This window comes from Rothia sp. CCM 9416, assembly GCF_048513535.1.
Taxonomy (GTDB): domain Bacteria; phylum Actinomycetota; class Actinomycetes; order Actinomycetales; family Micrococcaceae; genus Rothia.
The window spans coordinates 1-16,580 of record NZ_JBLXXR010000005.1; the positions used below are offsets into that span (position 1 = coordinate 1).

Below are 16,580 nucleotides of genomic sequence, written 5' to 3' on the forward strand. Positions count from 1 at the left end.
GCAGTACCAGACCGGACAGGGGCAAGCCACCGACCCGGCTACCGACCCCGAGAAACCTGCGGTTGTTGTCTACTTTGGTGACGGTTCCAGCACCGAGGGCGACGTCCACGAATCCATGATTTTTGCGGCCAGCTACAACGCCCCGGTCCTTTTCTTTGTGCAGAACAACCAGTGGGCTATCTCCGTACCCTTTAGCGTCCAATCCCGCGTGCCCATTTCAACCCGGGCCGCCGGCTACGGCTTTGAAGGTATCCGGGTAGACGGTAACGATGTGCTCGCCGTCTATGCCGCAACCCGCTACGCTATGCAAAAAATTAGGGCGGGACAAGGCCCCGTGCTGATTGAGGCTGAAACCTACCGCCTGGGCCCCCACACCACCGCCGATGACCCCACCAAGTACCGCGCCGCCGAGGACGAGGCCGCCTTCGCTCAGCTTGACCCTATGACCCGACTCGAAAAATACCTGCGCTCAGCCGGGTACGCGGACGACACCTTCTTCACTGCGGTCACTGACTTTGCTGACTCCCAGGTCAGGGGTGTACGTGACTTTGTGCTTGCTAGCCAGCCAGCAGACTTTGAAACCTACCTCAGCCGGGCCTACACCGAACCCCACCAGCAGGTAGAGGACGACCTAGCCTTCCACCGCGCCTACACCGAAGGGTTCGAAGAGGAATAAAGACATGACCGAGCAGATAAGAGAAACCCTCACCCTGGCCAAGGCTATTACCCGGGCCCTCCACGACGAGATGACCAGCAACCGCAAGGTGCTAGCCCTGGGCGAAGACATCGGAAAACTGGGCGGCGTCTACCGCGTAACCGAGGGGCTACAAGAGACCTTCGGCCCTGCCCGTGTGATGGACTCACCCCTGGGTGAAGCCGGTATTATCGGCACCTCCATCGGCATGGCCCTGCGCGGCTACCGGCCCGTCCCCGAAATTCAGTTCGACGGCTTTGTCTTTCCCGGTTTTAACCAGATCACCTCCCAGCTCTCCAAGATGCACGGGCGAACCCACGGCCAGTACCAGGTGCCCGTGACCGTGCGTATCCCCTACGGCGGCATGATTGGCTCCATCGAGCATCACTCAGAATCACCCGAAGCCCTGTTCACCCACACCCCGGGCTTGCGCGTCATCACCCCATCTAACCCGCACGATGCCTACTGGATGCTCCGCACAGCAATCGCCCACCCCGACCCAGTCATTTTCTTTGAACCCAAACGCCGCTATTGGATGAAGGGCGAAGTCAATTTTGCTGACGCCAACTTTGACCCCTTTACCGCGCAGGTCGTCAGGGAAGGCTCCGAACTGACCATCGCCACCTACGGGCCACTTGTGCCCGTTGCCCTGGCCGCAGCAGAAGCTGCCGCCGAAGACGGACACGATATTGAGGTGCTGGATCTGCGCTCGCTGTCCCCGCTGGATGTCCCGACCATTGAGGCCTCTGTGCAGAAGACCGGCCGCCTGGTAGTAGCCCACGAGGCACCGACCTTTGGTGGCCTGGGCTCCGATATTTCTGCGGCAATCACCGAACGCTGTTTCTACCACCTTGAAGCACCCGTTATCCGCGTGGGCGGCTACCACATGCCCTACCCAGTCTCTAAGGTAGAAGAAGATTACGTGCCCGGCATCGACCGTATGCTCGAAGCCGTCGACCGTTCTTTGGCCTACTAGCCCCCACGAAAGGCACATACCATGTCACAGATTTTTAACCTTCCTGATGTGGGCGAAGGGCTCACCGAAGCAGAAATCCTGAGCTGGAAAGTAGCTCCCGGTGATCTTGTTAAGCTCAACGACATTATCGTTGAGATTGAAACGGCTAAGTCCGTGGTAGAGCTTCCCTCGCCCTACGATGGCAGGGTGCAGGACCTTCTGGTTGCCGAGGGGCAGAGCGTGGAGGTCGGCACCCCCATTATCGCTATTAGCGCTGAGGGCTCCGCCCAGGCGGTATCCGCTCCTGAGGCTAAGGCTGAGAAGGACCCCGGTGCCGGTGCCGCGCTGGTGGGTTCAGGCCCTAAGGCTGATCCCGTTAAGCGCCGTACACGCAAGAAGAATGCGCCTTCGCCAGCTCCTCTTGCCCCGCCTCCGGCGCCCCTGGCTGCTGCAGCACAGCTTGCTGAACAGCGCAAGCCCCTGCTGACTTCCCTGCCTGCTCGCGCAGGCAAGTTCTTTGAAGAGAGCGGCATGGGGGGAGTCTTGCGCCGTCTGGGCACAGCAGAACACTTGCCCGGGGCTGAACACTCTGAGGTTCCCCGCCGCCAGGCTCTTGCCAAACCTCCGGTGCGTAAGGCTGCCCAGGAAATGGGCATTGACCTGGCACAGGTGACCCCCACCGGCGACAGGGGACAGGTGACTAAGCGTGACCTGCTCAACTTTGCGGCCCACCTGAGCCTGGCAGAAACCGCTGACTTTACCGATAACGCCGACCCCACCAGCTTCTGGATTCCCGCCGGGGCCGGTGGTGACCGCATCGAGCGTATCCGGGTCAAGGGCGTTCGTAAGGCTACGGCCAAGGCTATGGTGGATTCCGCCTTCAAGGCCCCGCACGTTTCTATCTTTGTGGACGTGGATGCTACCCGCACCATGGAGTTCGTCAAGCGCCTCAAGAAGTCACCCCAGTTTGAGGGTGTTAAGGTAACCCCCTTGCTGATTCTTGCTAAGGCCGTTATCTGGGCGGCCTCGCGCACCCCGCAGGTCAACGCCACCTGGACCGACTCAGAGATTCAGATTAAGCACTACATGAACCTGGGCATCGCGGCGGCTACCCCTCGCGGCCTGATGGTACCGAACATCAAGGACGCCCAGAGCATGAACCTGCGTCAGCTGGCTGTAGCGCTGAATGACCTGAGTGCCCGGGCCCGCGAGGGTAAGACCCAGCCTGCTGAGATGCAGGAAGGCACCCTGACTATCACTAATATCGGTTCCCTGGGCATCGACACCGGAACGCCTATTCTGAACCCCGGTGAGGCCGCTATCGTGGCTTTCGGCACGATCAAGCAGAAGCCCTGGGTCGTGGACGGGGAAGTTATCCCGCGCTGGGTCACCACCCTGGGTGGCTCTTTCGACCACCGTGTGCTGGATGGTGACCTTTCGGCTAAGTTCCTGGCCGATGTTGCCTCTATCCTCGAAGAACCAGCCCTCCTCCTCGATATGTAGGGTAGAAATCTGCCAAAGACACTCAAAGGCTCAGCTGGCAGCATGCGCGGGCTGAGCCTGTTTGCAGGCGGGTTGATACCTCTTGCTCCCGAAAGGATTAAAGAGGCGAGGCCCCCACCCGAAACAGGTGAAGGCCTCACAACGCCAAGGTACGAAACCTGGAGCAGAATTCGAATTATCTCCCCCAAGAAATCCGAATCCCCGGACACACCGGTCCGGACAAGTTCAGGCCCCGTAGGTTACCTTATGCCCTTGACTGGCTATTCTACATTTTCTGGATCAGTCCCCCAACGTCACCAGAAAGCTGAGTCCCCCGACTCATCGTTGAACAGCTATCAAGTTACTTAAAATCTTAGTCTGGGTAACCTCAGCTTGTATGTCCTCATATAGGTCTACGCTTGCTCTCAGAAAATTCTTTGAATAAGGCAAAGGTGCCTACAAAAGCCGGGGGGAGTGTCCCCGAGTAGGCTGGGGTTCTTAGAACCTTTCAACCAGGCCAGTCTGAGAAATTTCGATTGCGCTGGGCTCCTCATCCTCTGAGTTACCATCGTGCACCAGCATGACAGCTATCTGGTCGTCAGCAGGGAAAGCACGAACCGTAATAGTCCCGCCCGAGGCCTTATCGAACAGGTCGACCGCGCACTGGGTCAGAATCATCGAGAGCCGGGCAGGTAGAGCGCTTCCTCGCTCGTCGAGAATATCTACCTTGACACCGCGCTGGCGGGCAAGCCAGGCCGCATGAAGAATTTCCTTATTGACGATGTAGCGACCGCGGATAGTGTCACGCAGCTGAGCTTCGGTAAACCGAAACTCGTCCATTTCGTCACGGGTCACGGGTGATTCGTTGTAGGCAATACGGTGAAGCATGTCTTCAGTCAGAGTGCGCACTTCCTGCACACGCTGGGTTGCAATAGCGCTCATATCTGCTTCTTCGGTACGGCCCGCATCGGCAATGATGCGCATACTGCGAGCCTGCCGGGTCTTAGAGACGGCCTGCTCAATCTGCTGAGGCACGATGGTGCAGACTACCATGAGCAGGAAAGGGATATAGAACTCGGTAGAAAGATTGATCCGGCTTAAGAAGTAGTTGCTGTGCCAGCTCAGCACCAGTAATACAAAACTTGCAAAGAAGAGCCAGCCGTAGAAAGTGTGCCTGCGGGAAACAAGACCCATAGCCAGCAGAGTATAGGCCATAAGCGGCCAGGAGAGGCTAGAGAAGGTGACTGAATGGCTCATAGCGCTCAAGGTTATATCCACGCTGTGTAGCCCCAAAATAGTAATAAGGGGAAGCATCGCATCGGGTAGAGCCAGCCGCTGAGTGGGCAAGAAGACCGGGAGCGTGGCAATAGCGTAGAGACTGATGATGGTAGCCCAGTGAGGAGCGCGGGTGGTGGTGTACTGGGAGTACCAGAAGAAGAAGGAGCCCAGAACCAGGAGAGTGACAGCGCTCAGAAGCAGAGTGAGCTGACGGGAACGATAGTACTTAACCAGCATCGGGGTCCTCATGGGGCCACTGGACAATGACAGTTGTTCCCTTTTCAGGGGCAGAAGTGATGGTGACCTTGCCACCTACTTCTTCCATGCTGCGGATCATAGAAACACGCACACCCAGGCGACGGAAATCAATATCTTTCATGGAGAAACCCTGGCCTCTATCCGAGATAGTGCAGAGCACATAGGGGCGTTCCTCATCGGACCGGGTCGAGTTGTAGGGTCTGCGCAGCTCGGTACGAATGGAAATCTGTGTGGTGCGGGTTCCCGAGTGCCGGGCGGAGTTCGAAACAGCTTCGGTGACCGCATGGGTAAAAGCGCGTGCCGCCGTATAGGGCAGCGTAGAGTCGGGGCTCGCTAGGGGGTACTTCTCCATGGAGTCTGAGATAAAGCGTAGGCGCTGGTTCCAGGGCTCAACGCCTTCAGCGATCTGTTCGGTCAGAGCCTGGAAGGTAATGGGGCGCTGGGGCTGAGACTTGAGGCTTTCCTCTTCAAGAACATCAATAGCTCGGCGTGCCAGCAGGCGGGTGCGCTGGGGGAGTTCCCCGGGGTTGCGGCTGGCATCGAGCAAGGCGGCCATCACATTATCGTGCACCAGCTTGTCAAAGTTCTGTAGCTCTTGGGAATAGTCGCGTGAACGGTTGAGTAGAAGCTGGGCTGAGAGCGTCTCGTAGTAGGTCCTATCAGACTCCCTAACGGCTTTGAGCGCAAACCGCGCAAGACCTGCTAGCAGAACGCAGGTAAAACACAAATAGCAAGCTCGGATCATCAGCTCGGTGGGATTCAAGGGGACTCCGGTCAGAAGATGGGAAGCCACCGAGCTGATAATCAGTAGTGCGGGTAAAGCAATGCTGTGGGTAATACCGTCCCGTGATTCTTCCTCAAAGACCGGAACCAGCATGGCGTAGATACCAAAAAGCCAGGACCAGGGGATAGCCGAATGCTGGGCACCGATACTCAAAGGCCACACTATATAGGTGCCGTAGGCAATGACAAGCATGAAATTAACTGTCCTGGCCGAAACCTCTTTACGCACACCGTTGAACATGAGCAAAGAGGCATGGGTGACTATCACAGGGATAATGGCCAGGTACCAGAGAGAGTCCCCGCCCCGGTTCTCGGAAATATTGGCCAAAGATTGCAGGAGCAGGCCGACCGCGATGAGGGAGTAGACAATTTCTAGGGTGCAATAGAGACCAAAGGAGCTCGGCCCCATCAGTGGCTGTTGGCCGCTAGTGAGGTTGAGCGACTTCAGCGAGAAAGCGCGGAGTCGATTGACTCTTGAGGGTTGGAGAGCCTGGGCCAGGTCCTTAGAGGCGCCTCCGGTAACAGTAGACAGGTGCACAATCCTTAGGGGTACAGGGGTGAGCGAATTACAGGTGACGGTCTGCGGTGGAGGTGTCTTCCATGGTATCTACCAGGCCATCCTCAATAGCGCGGATACGCAGGTCAATCTTGGTGGGGGCCGGGCGACCAACACGAGCGTACTTTTCGCGGATACGGTCAATATTTGTTTTAACCGCAGACTGCTTAATGCCCATACGGCGGGCTACCTGAACCTGTGCAAAGCCGGAGGCATAAAGACGCAGGGTTTCCTGCTCTCGGGGGGAGAGATTAGCGCGAGAGAACTCCTGGTCACCGTCAATAGCGGCGGCAAGTTCCTTGGTAACAACGGCTTTACCGTCTGCGATATTCTTGGCCTCGGCCAGGGCATGTTCAAGAGGCTCAGACTTGCGAACCAGGCCCAGCGCGCCAGCTTTCAGGGCTTCGCGAATCAGGCCGGGGTTTTCTCCGATGCTGAAGATAAGAACCTTAATGCCTGCCCGTTGCAGGATATCAACATTCTCTGACGGGCGAGACTTATCCTGAAGTGAGAGGTCCAGAAGCACAACATCGCAGTCACGCTTCAGCTTTCCCAAATCAGCATGAGAAGGGTCATTGAGGTTGCGCCCCAAGGCTACCAGCAGGTCAGCTGCGGTGGGAGCAGCCGCTACCAGCTCAATTTCGCTAGCGCCGGCAGCGACTGCCCGCATACCTTCGCGGACTACCTCATGGTCATCGACAATGCCTACACGTACTACGCTCATAATTCTTACTTACCTTGTATGCTGTGCAACCCTCACCTGAGACGGTGGCTGCTCGGTGGTTGCATGGGTGCGATGAGCAGACTGTTTACATTACGAACATATTTTACAGCTAAAGCCCGGTTTAAGCCCTCTTAACCCCTGGCTTTTAAGGTGACTTAGAGCCTTCCTAAGTTGATGCTATTTTAGGAATTTATACTTGTCAGGGCTCGACGATACCTCATTCCCAGAGCCGCGCCCAGCATTGAGCCGATAGCGGCGAGTAGCCCTGCGGCTAGCGCTGTTAGAGCCCCAAGGGCCAGATCGGGGGCCAGAAGCCGCTGAAAGGCAAAGCTGGGCGTAAGAGGTGACGGGAGCCAAGCGGAAGCCCATGTCACCAGGGTTGCAAGGAGAGTCGCAAGGAAGCTGACAGCAAGAACCCCCAGGGCCTGCCTGATAGGTGCTACCGCAGCCATGCGGGTGGCAACATATCCTGCCCAGCCGAAGCTCAACAGCCATATAAGAGCACTTGCAACTACCCAAGGAATAGCCTGGCCCTGACTGGAAGCAACAGAAACGGCCAGAGCGCCTCCCGTCAGACTGCTATAGGTCGAGATACCAACAGCAGTGAAGACGGTTCTTACCAAGGCAAATAGCCCGGTGCTCAGAGCATAAGCCACGAGGCTACCGCTCATAGCCGGTAGGAACTGAATCCTGCGGTAGACAGCTACACGAGCAGACGGTAGGGGAGCAACCTCATGGTCCCAACCGGCCTCTGTTTGCTGATGGGGTAGGGGGAGTTGAGCGGTAGCAGGGTGCGCCTGTTGCCGGCCCACAGGGTAAGGAGCCTGCCCCGACCGGGTCGCTGAAAGGATCTCCTGCTGGTAGGTACTAGTTTCAAGCGGCCTGGTATCTTCTTCAAGCCGGTCGGTGTAGTGGTGCTGCGAGGGAGAGAGCAAGCGTGTTGATTCTGAGTCCTCAAAAACCGCGTCCCAATCCTCAAAATCTTCCTGGCCGCTCTGCCGATGATCTGTACTGCTCATTGCCTGTAAACCTATCAAAAAAAAAGGGGGTACTTAGACCAGACTCAGAACCTCGACGCGCTCCTGATCCGGGCGGTAACCCATACCTGCTGTCATCTGCTCAAAGACACTCTTACGGTCCCTGCGGGCTCCCACCTAGTTGCCACCCAAAAGGTACATCAACCCGATAATGACCAGGCCAAGAGCAATAGCTCCAAGCCCCACAAGTATCATGCGTTTGTTAATTTCTTTCATCAACTCCCGAAATTCTTCGGTCGTGATGTCTTTGTTTCCACGTTGCGCCATACCCCTTAGTATGTCAGCTCAAGCACCCCTGTGGCACAATCTTGTGTATGCATGTAGCCGAAAATAACGATACGACCGACACCTTCCCCCTGGCTCACCGCCCCTGGCAGAAGAACTACCGGCCCGAAACACACCGCGATGTGAAGCTGCCTGAAACCTCACTGAGCCACCTCATGGCAGAGGCTGTTCGCACCTCCCCCCAGAAAATTGCCCTCGAATTTTTCGGCTCCACCACCACCTATGCCCAGCTCGGTGACCAGATCCTCCGGGTAGCTGAAGGGCTCCGCAAAGCGGGTATCCAGCACGGGGACCGCGTAGCCATCGCCCTCCCCAACTGCCCCCAGCACATCGTTGCCTTCTACGCCATTCTCCGATTAGGCGCTATCGTCGTTGAGCACAACCCCCTCTACACCGAGGCAGAACTCCGCCACATGTTTGAAGACCACGGAGCAAAAGCCGCCATCGTCTGGGACAAAATCGCAGATAAAATAAGCTCCCTCCCCGCAGACATCCGCCCCCGTACCATCTACGCCGTCAACATGATCGAAGAGATGCCACTTGCCATGCGAGCAGCACTCAAACTCCCCATAGGCAAGATGAAAACCTCACGCGAAAAGCTCGAAGGAACCGCACGCGGCGCCACACCCTGGCGCCAGCTCATGAAGAACCAACCCCTAGCTGCCGACCACCACCGCCCCACCGCCCAAGACCTCGCCCTCCTCCAATACACCTCCGGGACAACAGGGCTCCCCAAGGGCGTCATGCTCACCCACCGCAACCTCGAATCAAACGGCAGAATGGGCGAAGAATGGATTCAACCCGGAAGTAACGAAGTCATCTACGCCGTGCTCCCGCTCTTCCACGCCTACGGCATGACACTGGGGCAGACCATCTCCGCTGTCTGCAAAGCACGACTGGTACTCTTCCCCACCGTGGACATGGACCTCATCTTCCGAGCCATGAAAAAAACCCCACCAACCATCCTGCCTGCCGTCCCACCTATCTACCGCCGCATGCTCGACGAAGCAAAACAGCGCAAAGTCTCGCTCCAGGGAATCCGCTGGTCAGTCTCAGGTGCCATGCACCTACCCACCGAACTGGTCACCGAATGGGAAGAAGCAACCGGAGGCATGCTTGTGGAAGGCTACGGGCTCTCAGAATGTTCACCCCTGGTGTCCTGCAACCCCCTCAACTCCACCCGCCGCGCGGGCTCCATTGGTATCCCCTTCCCCTCCACCGACATCCGCGTTGTTGACCCCGAAACCCTCCAAGACCTCGAACAAGGGCAGGAAGGTGAACTATTGGTGCGCGGACCCCAGGTGATGAAAGGCTACTGGAAACGCGCAGAAGATACCCGCAATACCTTGCTGGAGGGAGGTTGGCTACGAACGGGTGATATTGTCCGTCTCGATAAAGACTCCTTCATAGAAATCGTCGACCGGATTAAAGAAGTCATCATCACTGGTGGCTTCAACGTCTCCCCCTCCGAAATTGAAAACGTCCTTAAACAACACGACTCCGTAGCAGACTGCGCTGTCGTGGGTATGCCCGATGCTAGCGGAGGCGAAACTGTCACCGCCGCTATCGTCCCGGCCCAAGGATATGCGCTAGACCCCGCAGAACTTAAAGAGCACTGCTACACGCGACTGACCCGTTACAAGGTTCCTAAAAACTACTACGAGGTTGATGAACTGCCCCGCTCCATGCTGGGCAAGGCCCTGCGCCGCAAGGTGAGGGAAGAGCTAGCTCAGCGTTAAGCAGGGTTTGCGGTAGCTGTCCCCCTAGGCGGTGTGTCCCTCTGCGTCCTTAGGCGGTGTGTCCCTCTGTGTCCTTAGGCGGTGTGGTCGTCTGCACCCTGAAACGCCAGCCCCGAGCCAGCAGACGACCACACCACCTACAGGGCAGGGGCAAGGAGAGACAGCCCCCAACACCAACCCCAAGCCAGCAGACAACCACACCACCTACAGGGCAGGGGCAAGGAGAGACAGCCCCCAACACCAACCCCAAGCCAGCAACTTCGCGGTGAGCCAGCTTTATCTACCCTGATGAGTAAAACCCTATCTACTTTTCTGACCTGAACCTCGGGGAATAATAATTATTAAAAATATTCCTTGCGAATTTTCAAATTTGCCTCACGGGGTGTCATAAACGCGCCCTCTGCCGCTTCTAGATATATTTTTCGTAAGATATTAATATGGAAATAATTATCTGTGATTCAAAGGATCAAGCCGGTGCCTACGCGGCGTCTTTAATCGCTATGGTGACGGAACGCAATAACCGCCAGGGCCGCCCAACGGTCTGGGGAGTTGCCACGGGATCATCCCCAGAGGCTACCTACCGCTATCTCGCAGAACGCGTAGAAGCAGGCCTAGACGTTAGCTCTGTCAGCGCTTTTGCCCTCGATGAGTACGTTGGCCTAGACCCCTCTCACCCCGAGTCCTACCGAAGCGTCGTCAACCAGCAAATTGTTGGGCGAATCGGGCTCGACTCCCAGAAGGTGCATGTCCTCGATGGCATGGCTCGGGATATCAATGCTGAATGCGCTCGGTACGAAGAGAAAATCAAGACCGCAGGTGGAGTTGACGTGCAGATACTTGGTATAGGCGCCAATGGGCATATAGCTTTCAATGAGCCCGGTTCCTCGCTCGTATCACGCACCCGCATCAAGACTCTAGCACCTAAGACTGTGGCTGATAACGCCCGCTTCTTCGACGGCGATGCAAGCCAGGTGCCAGTACACTGCCTAACCCAGGGGATTGGCACCATCATGGAAGCCCGCAAGATTGTCCTGGTCGCAGACGGAGCCAACAAGGCAAGCGCAATCGCGGGCATGGCAGAAGGCCCCATCACCACCTTCTGCCCGGGGTCAATACTCCAGATGCACCCAGATGTCACCGTCGTGGTCGATGAGGCCGCAGCCAGCCAATTAAAAAATGCAGAATATTATCGTTTTGCGCAAGAAAATATCCCCGACTTCCAAAAGCCAGCTATATTTCTTGGATAAATAAAAATAGGTGGGGTTACTCGAAAGTAGCCCCACCTATTTTTATGCTTGGAGGGCGTCCTTAAACCATCCGGTAATAGAAATAGGGTGCGTAATAGCTGTGCCTACCACAACAGCGTGGGCACCAGCCTCCAGAGCCTGCCGAGCCTGAGCCGGGCTATGGATCCGGCCCTCGGCAATAAGCGGTAGCCCAAGATCCTGTGCGGCAATAGCTTCCAGGAGCTCAAGGTCGGGGCCAGCGGTCTTGGGGCGGGCATCGGTGTAGCCTGCCAGGGTGGTCCCGATAAAATCAGCTCCGGCTTCCGCCGCCGCAACAGCTGCTTCGAGAGAATCACAGTCTGCCATGACCAGTGATGGGCTCGACCCGTGTACCCCGTCAATTACCTCTTTGAGGCTGAGCCCGTCGGGCCGGTCACGCCTAGTGCCATCAAGCGCGACCACATGGGCACCCGCCTGGGCTACTGCCAGGGCATGGTGCAAGGTGGGGGTAATGAAAATACCCTCATGCCCGTCTTTCCACAGGCCAATGACCGGGACCTCAACGCTGGTGCGGGTGAACTGAATATCAGCCAACCCCTGTACACGGACAGCGGCCGCGCCTCCCATCACCGCAGAAGCCGCTACCTGCCCGGTTGTTCGGGGGTCGCGCATAGGCTCACCGGGGTAAGCCTGGCAGGAGACAATGAGCTGGCCTGCAAGCGAATCAATCAGTTCTTGAGCTGTAAACACGGTGAATCCTAACCTCCTGATGAGTCTCTGACAATGAAATCCGGGATCAGGCTTGCCGCCCCCAGAAGCGGGGCATCTGAACCTAGTGAAGCTGAGATAATGCGGGTTTCGGTAGCCTGTCCAAGTGCTGCCTGCTGGTAGGCCTGCACCATGCCCTGCCACCAGAGATCGCCCAGGTTAGTCACACCCCCGGAGACAAGAATCAGGTGGGGGTCCAGGATAGTTGCCAGGTCACCGAGTGCGATGCCCGCTGCCCGCGCACCTAGCGCAATAGCTTCTTGGGCATGAGTATCTCCGGTAGTAGCAAGTTCTTTTACCTCAACCAGGCTCTCAACCTCAGTAGGTCCGCCCAGCCTGCGATAGCTATTGACGATGCCGGTGCCTGAGGCGACAGCCTCCACATGCCCCACTCCTCCGCAGGTGCAGGCAATATCTAGAGCACAGGGGGATGAGAAGTGCCCCACATGTCCCGCAAGGGAATGCGCTCCGTGAAGTTGTTGGCCCCCCACAATATAGGAGCCACCCACACCTGTGCCAAAAGCTACCATGAGACTGCTTTCAGCATCGGCGGAAGCACCGAGCCAGGCCTCACCCAGGGCATGAGCGTGGACATCGTTCACCGCGTAGGCAGGCAGACCCGTCACATCACTGAGAATAGAAGCTAGGGGAGTGCCGCTCCAGCCCTTAATCAGGTTGGCAGCCGTGATGACCTGCCCCTCGGAGCCAATGACGCCAGCAGATCCAATACCCACCCCAAGGGGCTCATAGCCTAGCTCACGGGCAGTAGCACCCAGCTTTTTGAGCGCCTCGGCCGTGTGCCGGGCCAGCTCAGTACCACCAGCCTGAGCCAAAGTGGGTATCTGGTCACGGTGGAGAACCTGGCCTGTGCAACTGACAATGCCAAGCGCGGTTTTGGTGCCTCCTAGGTCAGCGACCAGGGCGACGTGTTGGGGGTTACTCATCCTTGTCCCTTCAGTGGGTGTGCTAAACCCGGCCTAGAGGAGCCCCGTTGAGGCAAGGATAGCGCGAATCCGCTCTGCCTCTTCGGACCCTAGTGTCTCCATGGGCTGAGACATTGTGTTTGATTCAATGACTCCCATGATCTGTAGTGCGGTCTTGAAAGCACCCAGGCCAGCCGCTCCGCCTGAGACGCTGGGGGTCTGAACGAAAACAATGTCAAAGAGCTTGGCTAGGCGGTCCTGCTCCTTGCGGGCGCTCTCCCAATCCCCGGCCTGAGCCGCATCAAAGAGACGACGGTAGCCTGCAGGGTCAACATTGCCTAGGCCCGGTACGAGGCCTGCCGCACCTGAGAGCAGAGCACCGTCGCAGACCACCTCATGACCTGTAAAGGCGGCGAAGCCCTCAATATCAGCGGTTGCAAGCGCGAGCTGGCGGAAAGCAACGTCATCACCGGATGAGTCTTTAACACCGGCAATTACGCCGTCCTTGGCCAGCTGAACCAGCAAGCCCAGGGGGAGCTTCTGCTTGGTGCGTACCGGAACGTCGTAGGCGAAGACCGGTACATCTACAGCATCAGCGATAGCGCGGAAGTGTCGGTCTTCTTCAAAGGTATTATCTACAGCGTAGAACTGGCTGGTGACCACAATCGCGTCGCCACCAATAGCAAGCAGGCGCTGGGCTTCGTCAATAACACGGGCTGTGGTCATGTCGTTAACTCCGACAATGAGAGGGACTCGCCCTGCAATGGTCTCTACACAGGTGCGGAGCACTTTTTCTCGCTCAGCATTGGTTAGGTAAAGCACCTCAGAGGATGAACCCAGGGCAAAAATACCGTGTGAACCGCCTTCGATCAGGTGGTTAATCAGTCGCTCCAGGGAGCCCAAATCGAGGGTGCCGTCGGCGGAACGGGGAGTTAGAAGTGGCGGGATAAGGCCGGAAAAAAGCGGGGAGCTCATGTGATTCTTCTCCTGGAATATTAAATTATTGAGTTGAAAGCCGCTGTCTCTTTTAGACGTGGAGCAGAGTGGGTGCAGCCCCTAAGAGGGTGCGGGTGTAATCCTGGCTGGGGGTATCAAAGACCTGTTCGGCGGTCCCCTCTTCGACGATGTTGCCCTTGTTCATGACGCAGATACGGTCTGAGACGTAGCGAACGGTCTGGATATCGTGGGAGATGAAGACCATACCCAAGAAGAGCTCTTCTTTAAGGTCTGAGAGCAGGTTGAGCACCTGGGCACGCACCGACACATCCAGCGCACTGGTGGGCTCATCGGCCACAATAATCTTGGGTTCCAGAGCCAGGGCGCGGGCAATTGCTACGCGCTGACGCTGACCACCAGAAATCTGGGAGGGCAGAGCATCGGCGGCGGAAACGGGTAGACCCACCAGCGCCAGGAGCTCACGCACTCGGCGGTCACGGCCTGACTTATCGCCAATGCCGTGCACATCAAGGGGATCCTTGAGGATGTCCTGGATGGTCATACGGGGGTTGAGCGCAGTGGCCGGGTCCTGGAAGACGATCGAGACATCGGAACCGAACTCTTTACGCAGGGCAGCATTGCGCTTGAGCACGCTCTTACCCTTGAAGAGGACGTCACCGCCGGTGGGCTTTTGCAGGCCCACAATCACAGAGGCCAGGGTGGATTTACCACACCCAGACTCACCGACCAGGCCGATGGTTTCACCGCGGCGAACCGTGAGGTTTACCCCGTCAACAGCCTTGACGATAGTGGGCTTGAGAATACCGCCACTACGGGCTCGGTAGTGAACCTGGACGTCCTTGAGCTCAATGATGGGCTCATTGACACGGCTCACTGCAGCCCGGCCGGTGGTATTGAGCAGGCTCTTGTCTGCGGGGGTTACAGCTGGGTTGCTCATGCTGTCTCCTGTGCGGTGGTGAGGTGGGATGCCCAGAGGTGGTCGCTGTCGCCTTCAACAGGCGTGAAGACCAGCTTCTGCTCGGGGTCGGCATCGGGTCGAAGTGAACGGGGTGCAAAGCGGTCCCCTGCTGAGAAATCTGAGGGTGAGGGCACGGTACCGGGAATCTGGTAGAGCCGTTCTGCCCCGGACTCGATAGAAAGCACTGCTCCCAGAAGGCCGCGAGTGTATTCATGCTGGGGGTTGGTCAAGAGCTGGCTGGTTGCGCCGGCTTCTACAATCTGGCCCGCGTACATAACCGAGATACGATGGGCTACCTGGGCTACCAAGGCCAGGTCGTGGGACACGAAGATCATGGCGAAGCCCAGCTGCTCACGCAGCTCATTGAGCAGGTCGATTACTTCTGCCTGCACGGTTACATCGAGTGCGGTGGTGGGCTCATCGGCAATAACCAGCTTGGGGGAGCGGGAGAGTGCCATGGCGATGAGAACACGCTGACGCTGACCACCAGATAGCTCATGCGGGTAGGAGGCTAGAGTACGCTCCGGGTCAAGTTTGACCAGGCGGAGGAGTTCTTCGGGGCTCTTGCGGCCGCCACGGCGGGTGAGCTGCTCCATCTGGTCCTTGATCAGCATGGAGGGGTTCAGAGAGCTCAGGGCGTCCTGGTAGACCATGGAAATCACGGCACCGCGGAGCTTCTGGAACTCGGCTTCGCTGGCACCGACCAGTTCCTGACCTTCAAAGAGGACGGAGCCGGTGATCTTGGCCTTACGGTCAAGTAAGCCGATGATAGCCAGTGAGGTGATGGACTTACCGGAACCTGATTCACCGACCAAGCCCATAGTTTGGCCTTCGGTGACGGTGAAGGAAACGCGGTCAACCACGGGGGTGTCGCCAAACCGCTCAGGGAAATAGATAGAAAGGTCTTTGACCTCAAGTATGACTCGAGCTGAAGGATCTGCCATGAGGCGGTCTTCTCTGCGGCTTTCAGTCATTTTGAGTTTTTGCAGAACAGTTTCAAGCTCAGCGCTAGCCTTGCGGTCACGTACGGTTAGGGCCGCAGATGCCGCTAGAGCCTGGGCGGTTGGCTGTTCATTATTTTCTTCGATCTTGACCTTACGGCGGAGTTTGGGGTTCACCATGGCATCGGTCATGCCCTCAGAGAGCACGTTAAGTGCCAGCACGGTGAGCAAGATAACGCCACCTGCGAAGGTGGTGGCCCACCAGCCGCCTGCTAGTACGATAGCGCGACCGTCTGCGATGACGTTACCCCAGGAAGGCTCTGGGGGGCGTACACCGGCGGAGAGGAAGGACAGCGAGGCCTCCAAGATAATAGCGTCGGCCACCATAACGGTTGCAAAAACCAGCACCGGGGCGATGGTGTTGCGTACCACGTGCTTGAGCAGGATGTAGAAGCGGGGGGCACCCATAACGCGCTCTGCACGGACGTAGTCCTCGTCCCAGGCTGCCAGCACCTGGGCGCGGACAACGCGGGCTAGCTGCGGGGTGTAGACCACCGCAATAGCGAAGATAATAGTCCCAACAGAGTTGCCCAGGGAGGCCAGCAAGACAGCGGCCAGAGCGATACCGGGGAAGGCCATGAGCACATCCATGATGCGCATGATGACTTCTGCAACAAATTTAGAGCTGGTTGCTGCAAGTGAGCCCAGGATTCCACCCATAATCAGTGCCAGGGCAACAGCGCCGAGGCCTACCTGCAGGGAAGCGCGGGCACCGTACATGAGGCGGGAGAGAATATCGCGGCCCTGACGGTCGGTACCAAAGAGGTACTCAGAGTTGGGTGCACCAATCGGTGCGCCGGTGGAGGCTAGCGGATCGTGAGGAGCTAGCCAGGGTGCCAAGAGCGCAACCAGGGCAATAAGGGCGATGAATGTGAGAGCTAGCTTTGAGCTAGCGGGGAGCGCCTTGAATCGGATGCCCGGTGCTGAGAGGCGTTCTGCGAGTCCGCTACGCATGA

15 protein-coding genes are annotated in these 16,580 nt (G+C 57.6%); 5 read left to right on the top strand and 10 right to left on the bottom strand.

Translation table 11 applies throughout. From position 1 onward, the window contains the following. The 3 genes from ACN080_RS03535 to ACN080_RS03545 all read left to right on the top strand — a co-directional run. Positions 1–676: thiamine pyrophosphate-dependent dehydrogenase E1 component subunit alpha (locus ACN080_RS03535; protein WP_419113071.1), on the top strand; the 676-nt coding region annotated here is incomplete at its 5' end. 4 nt (positions 677–680) lie between these two features. After that, complete coding sequence (locus ACN080_RS03540) at positions 681–1,670, top strand: alpha-ketoacid dehydrogenase subunit beta (protein WP_419113072.1); 990 nt, start codon at positions 681–683, stop codon at positions 1,668–1,670. Between the two features lie 21 nt (positions 1,671–1,691). Further along, a complete protein-coding gene (locus tag ACN080_RS03545; protein ID WP_419099079.1) occupies positions 1,692–3,152 on the top strand; it encodes a dihydrolipoamide acetyltransferase family protein in 1,461 nt (486 codons plus the stop codon). 477 nt (positions 3,153–3,629) lie between these two features. Here the strand turns inward: ACN080_RS03545 and ACN080_RS03550 are convergent, their stop codons facing one another. The 5 genes from ACN080_RS03550 to ACN080_RS03570 all read right to left on the bottom strand — a co-directional run bounded on the left by ACN080_RS03550 (position 3,630) and on the right by ACN080_RS03570 (position 8,034). Beyond that, positions 3,630–4,646, bottom strand: coding sequence for a hypothetical protein (locus ACN080_RS03550; protein WP_419111681.1), 1,017 nt, complete (start codon positions 4,644–4,646; stop codon positions 3,630–3,632). After that, entirely contained in the window at positions 4,636–5,988 is a 1,353-nt protein-coding gene (locus ACN080_RS03555; protein ID WP_419099081.1) for a sensor histidine kinase, read from the bottom strand. The genes ACN080_RS03550 and ACN080_RS03555 overlap by 11 nt, the downstream gene beginning before the upstream one ends. Positions 5,989–6,016: 28 nt before the next feature. Further along, positions 6,017–6,730 (bottom strand): LuxR C-terminal-related transcriptional regulator, encoded by a 714-nt coding sequence (locus ACN080_RS03560; RefSeq protein ID WP_419099082.1) that lies wholly within the window; start codon positions 6,728–6,730, stop codon positions 6,017–6,019. 182 nt (positions 6,731–6,912) lie between these two features. Then, entirely contained in the window at positions 6,913–7,749 is an 837-nt protein-coding gene (locus tag ACN080_RS03565) for a hypothetical protein (RefSeq protein ID WP_419113073.1), read from the bottom strand. A 135-nt stretch (positions 7,750–7,884) separates the two neighbouring features. Next, positions 7,885–8,034, bottom strand: a complete 150-nt coding sequence (locus ACN080_RS03570) for a hypothetical protein (protein WP_419099084.1) — start codon at positions 8,032–8,034, stop codon at positions 7,885–7,887. A gap of 47 nt (positions 8,035–8,081) precedes the next feature. Between ACN080_RS03570 and ACN080_RS03575 the strand changes: the two genes are divergently transcribed. Both ACN080_RS03575 and nagB read left to right on the top strand, forming a co-directional pair. Beyond that, positions 8,082–9,791: a long-chain-fatty-acid--CoA ligase gene (locus ACN080_RS03575; RefSeq protein ID WP_419111678.1), complete on the top strand. Its 1,710-nt coding sequence runs from the start codon at positions 8,082–8,084 to the stop codon at positions 9,789–9,791. Positions 9,792–10,228: 437 nt separating this feature from the next. Then, entirely contained in the window at positions 10,229–11,038 is an 810-nt protein-coding gene (gene nagB / locus ACN080_RS03580) for a glucosamine-6-phosphate deaminase (protein WP_419099086.1), read from the top strand. Between the two features lie 42 nt (positions 11,039–11,080). Here nagB and ACN080_RS03585 read toward each other — a convergent pair whose 3' ends face one another. The 5 genes from ACN080_RS03585 to ACN080_RS03605 are packed head-to-tail and all read right to left on the bottom strand — an operon-like array spanning position 11,081 to position 16,578. Then, complete coding sequence (locus ACN080_RS03585; protein WP_419104212.1) at positions 11,081–11,767, bottom strand: N-acetylmannosamine-6-phosphate 2-epimerase; 687 nt, start codon at positions 11,765–11,767, stop codon at positions 11,081–11,083. A gap of 8 nt (positions 11,768–11,775) precedes the next feature. Continuing rightward, the gene (locus ACN080_RS03590) at positions 11,776–12,729 is read right to left on the bottom strand and encodes an ROK family protein (protein WP_419110885.1); all 954 of its coding nucleotides are present in this window, start codon (positions 12,727–12,729) and stop codon (positions 11,776–11,778) included. A gap of 33 nt (positions 12,730–12,762) precedes the next feature. Continuing rightward, positions 12,763–13,683, bottom strand: coding sequence for a dihydrodipicolinate synthase family protein (locus tag ACN080_RS03595; RefSeq protein WP_419099089.1), 921 nt, complete (start codon positions 13,681–13,683; stop codon positions 12,763–12,765). Positions 13,684–13,735: 52 nt separating this feature from the next. After that, complete coding sequence (locus tag ACN080_RS03600) at positions 13,736–14,602, bottom strand: ATP-binding cassette domain-containing protein (RefSeq protein ID WP_419099090.1); 867 nt, start codon at positions 14,600–14,602, stop codon at positions 13,736–13,738. Beyond that, on the bottom strand, positions 14,599–16,578 hold the full coding sequence (locus ACN080_RS03605; protein ID WP_419099091.1) for a dipeptide/oligopeptide/nickel ABC transporter permease/ATP-binding protein: 1,980 nt from the start codon (positions 16,576–16,578) through the stop codon (positions 14,599–14,601). The genes ACN080_RS03600 and ACN080_RS03605 overlap by 4 nt, the downstream gene beginning before the upstream one ends. Positions 16,579–16,580 lie beyond the last annotated feature (2 nt).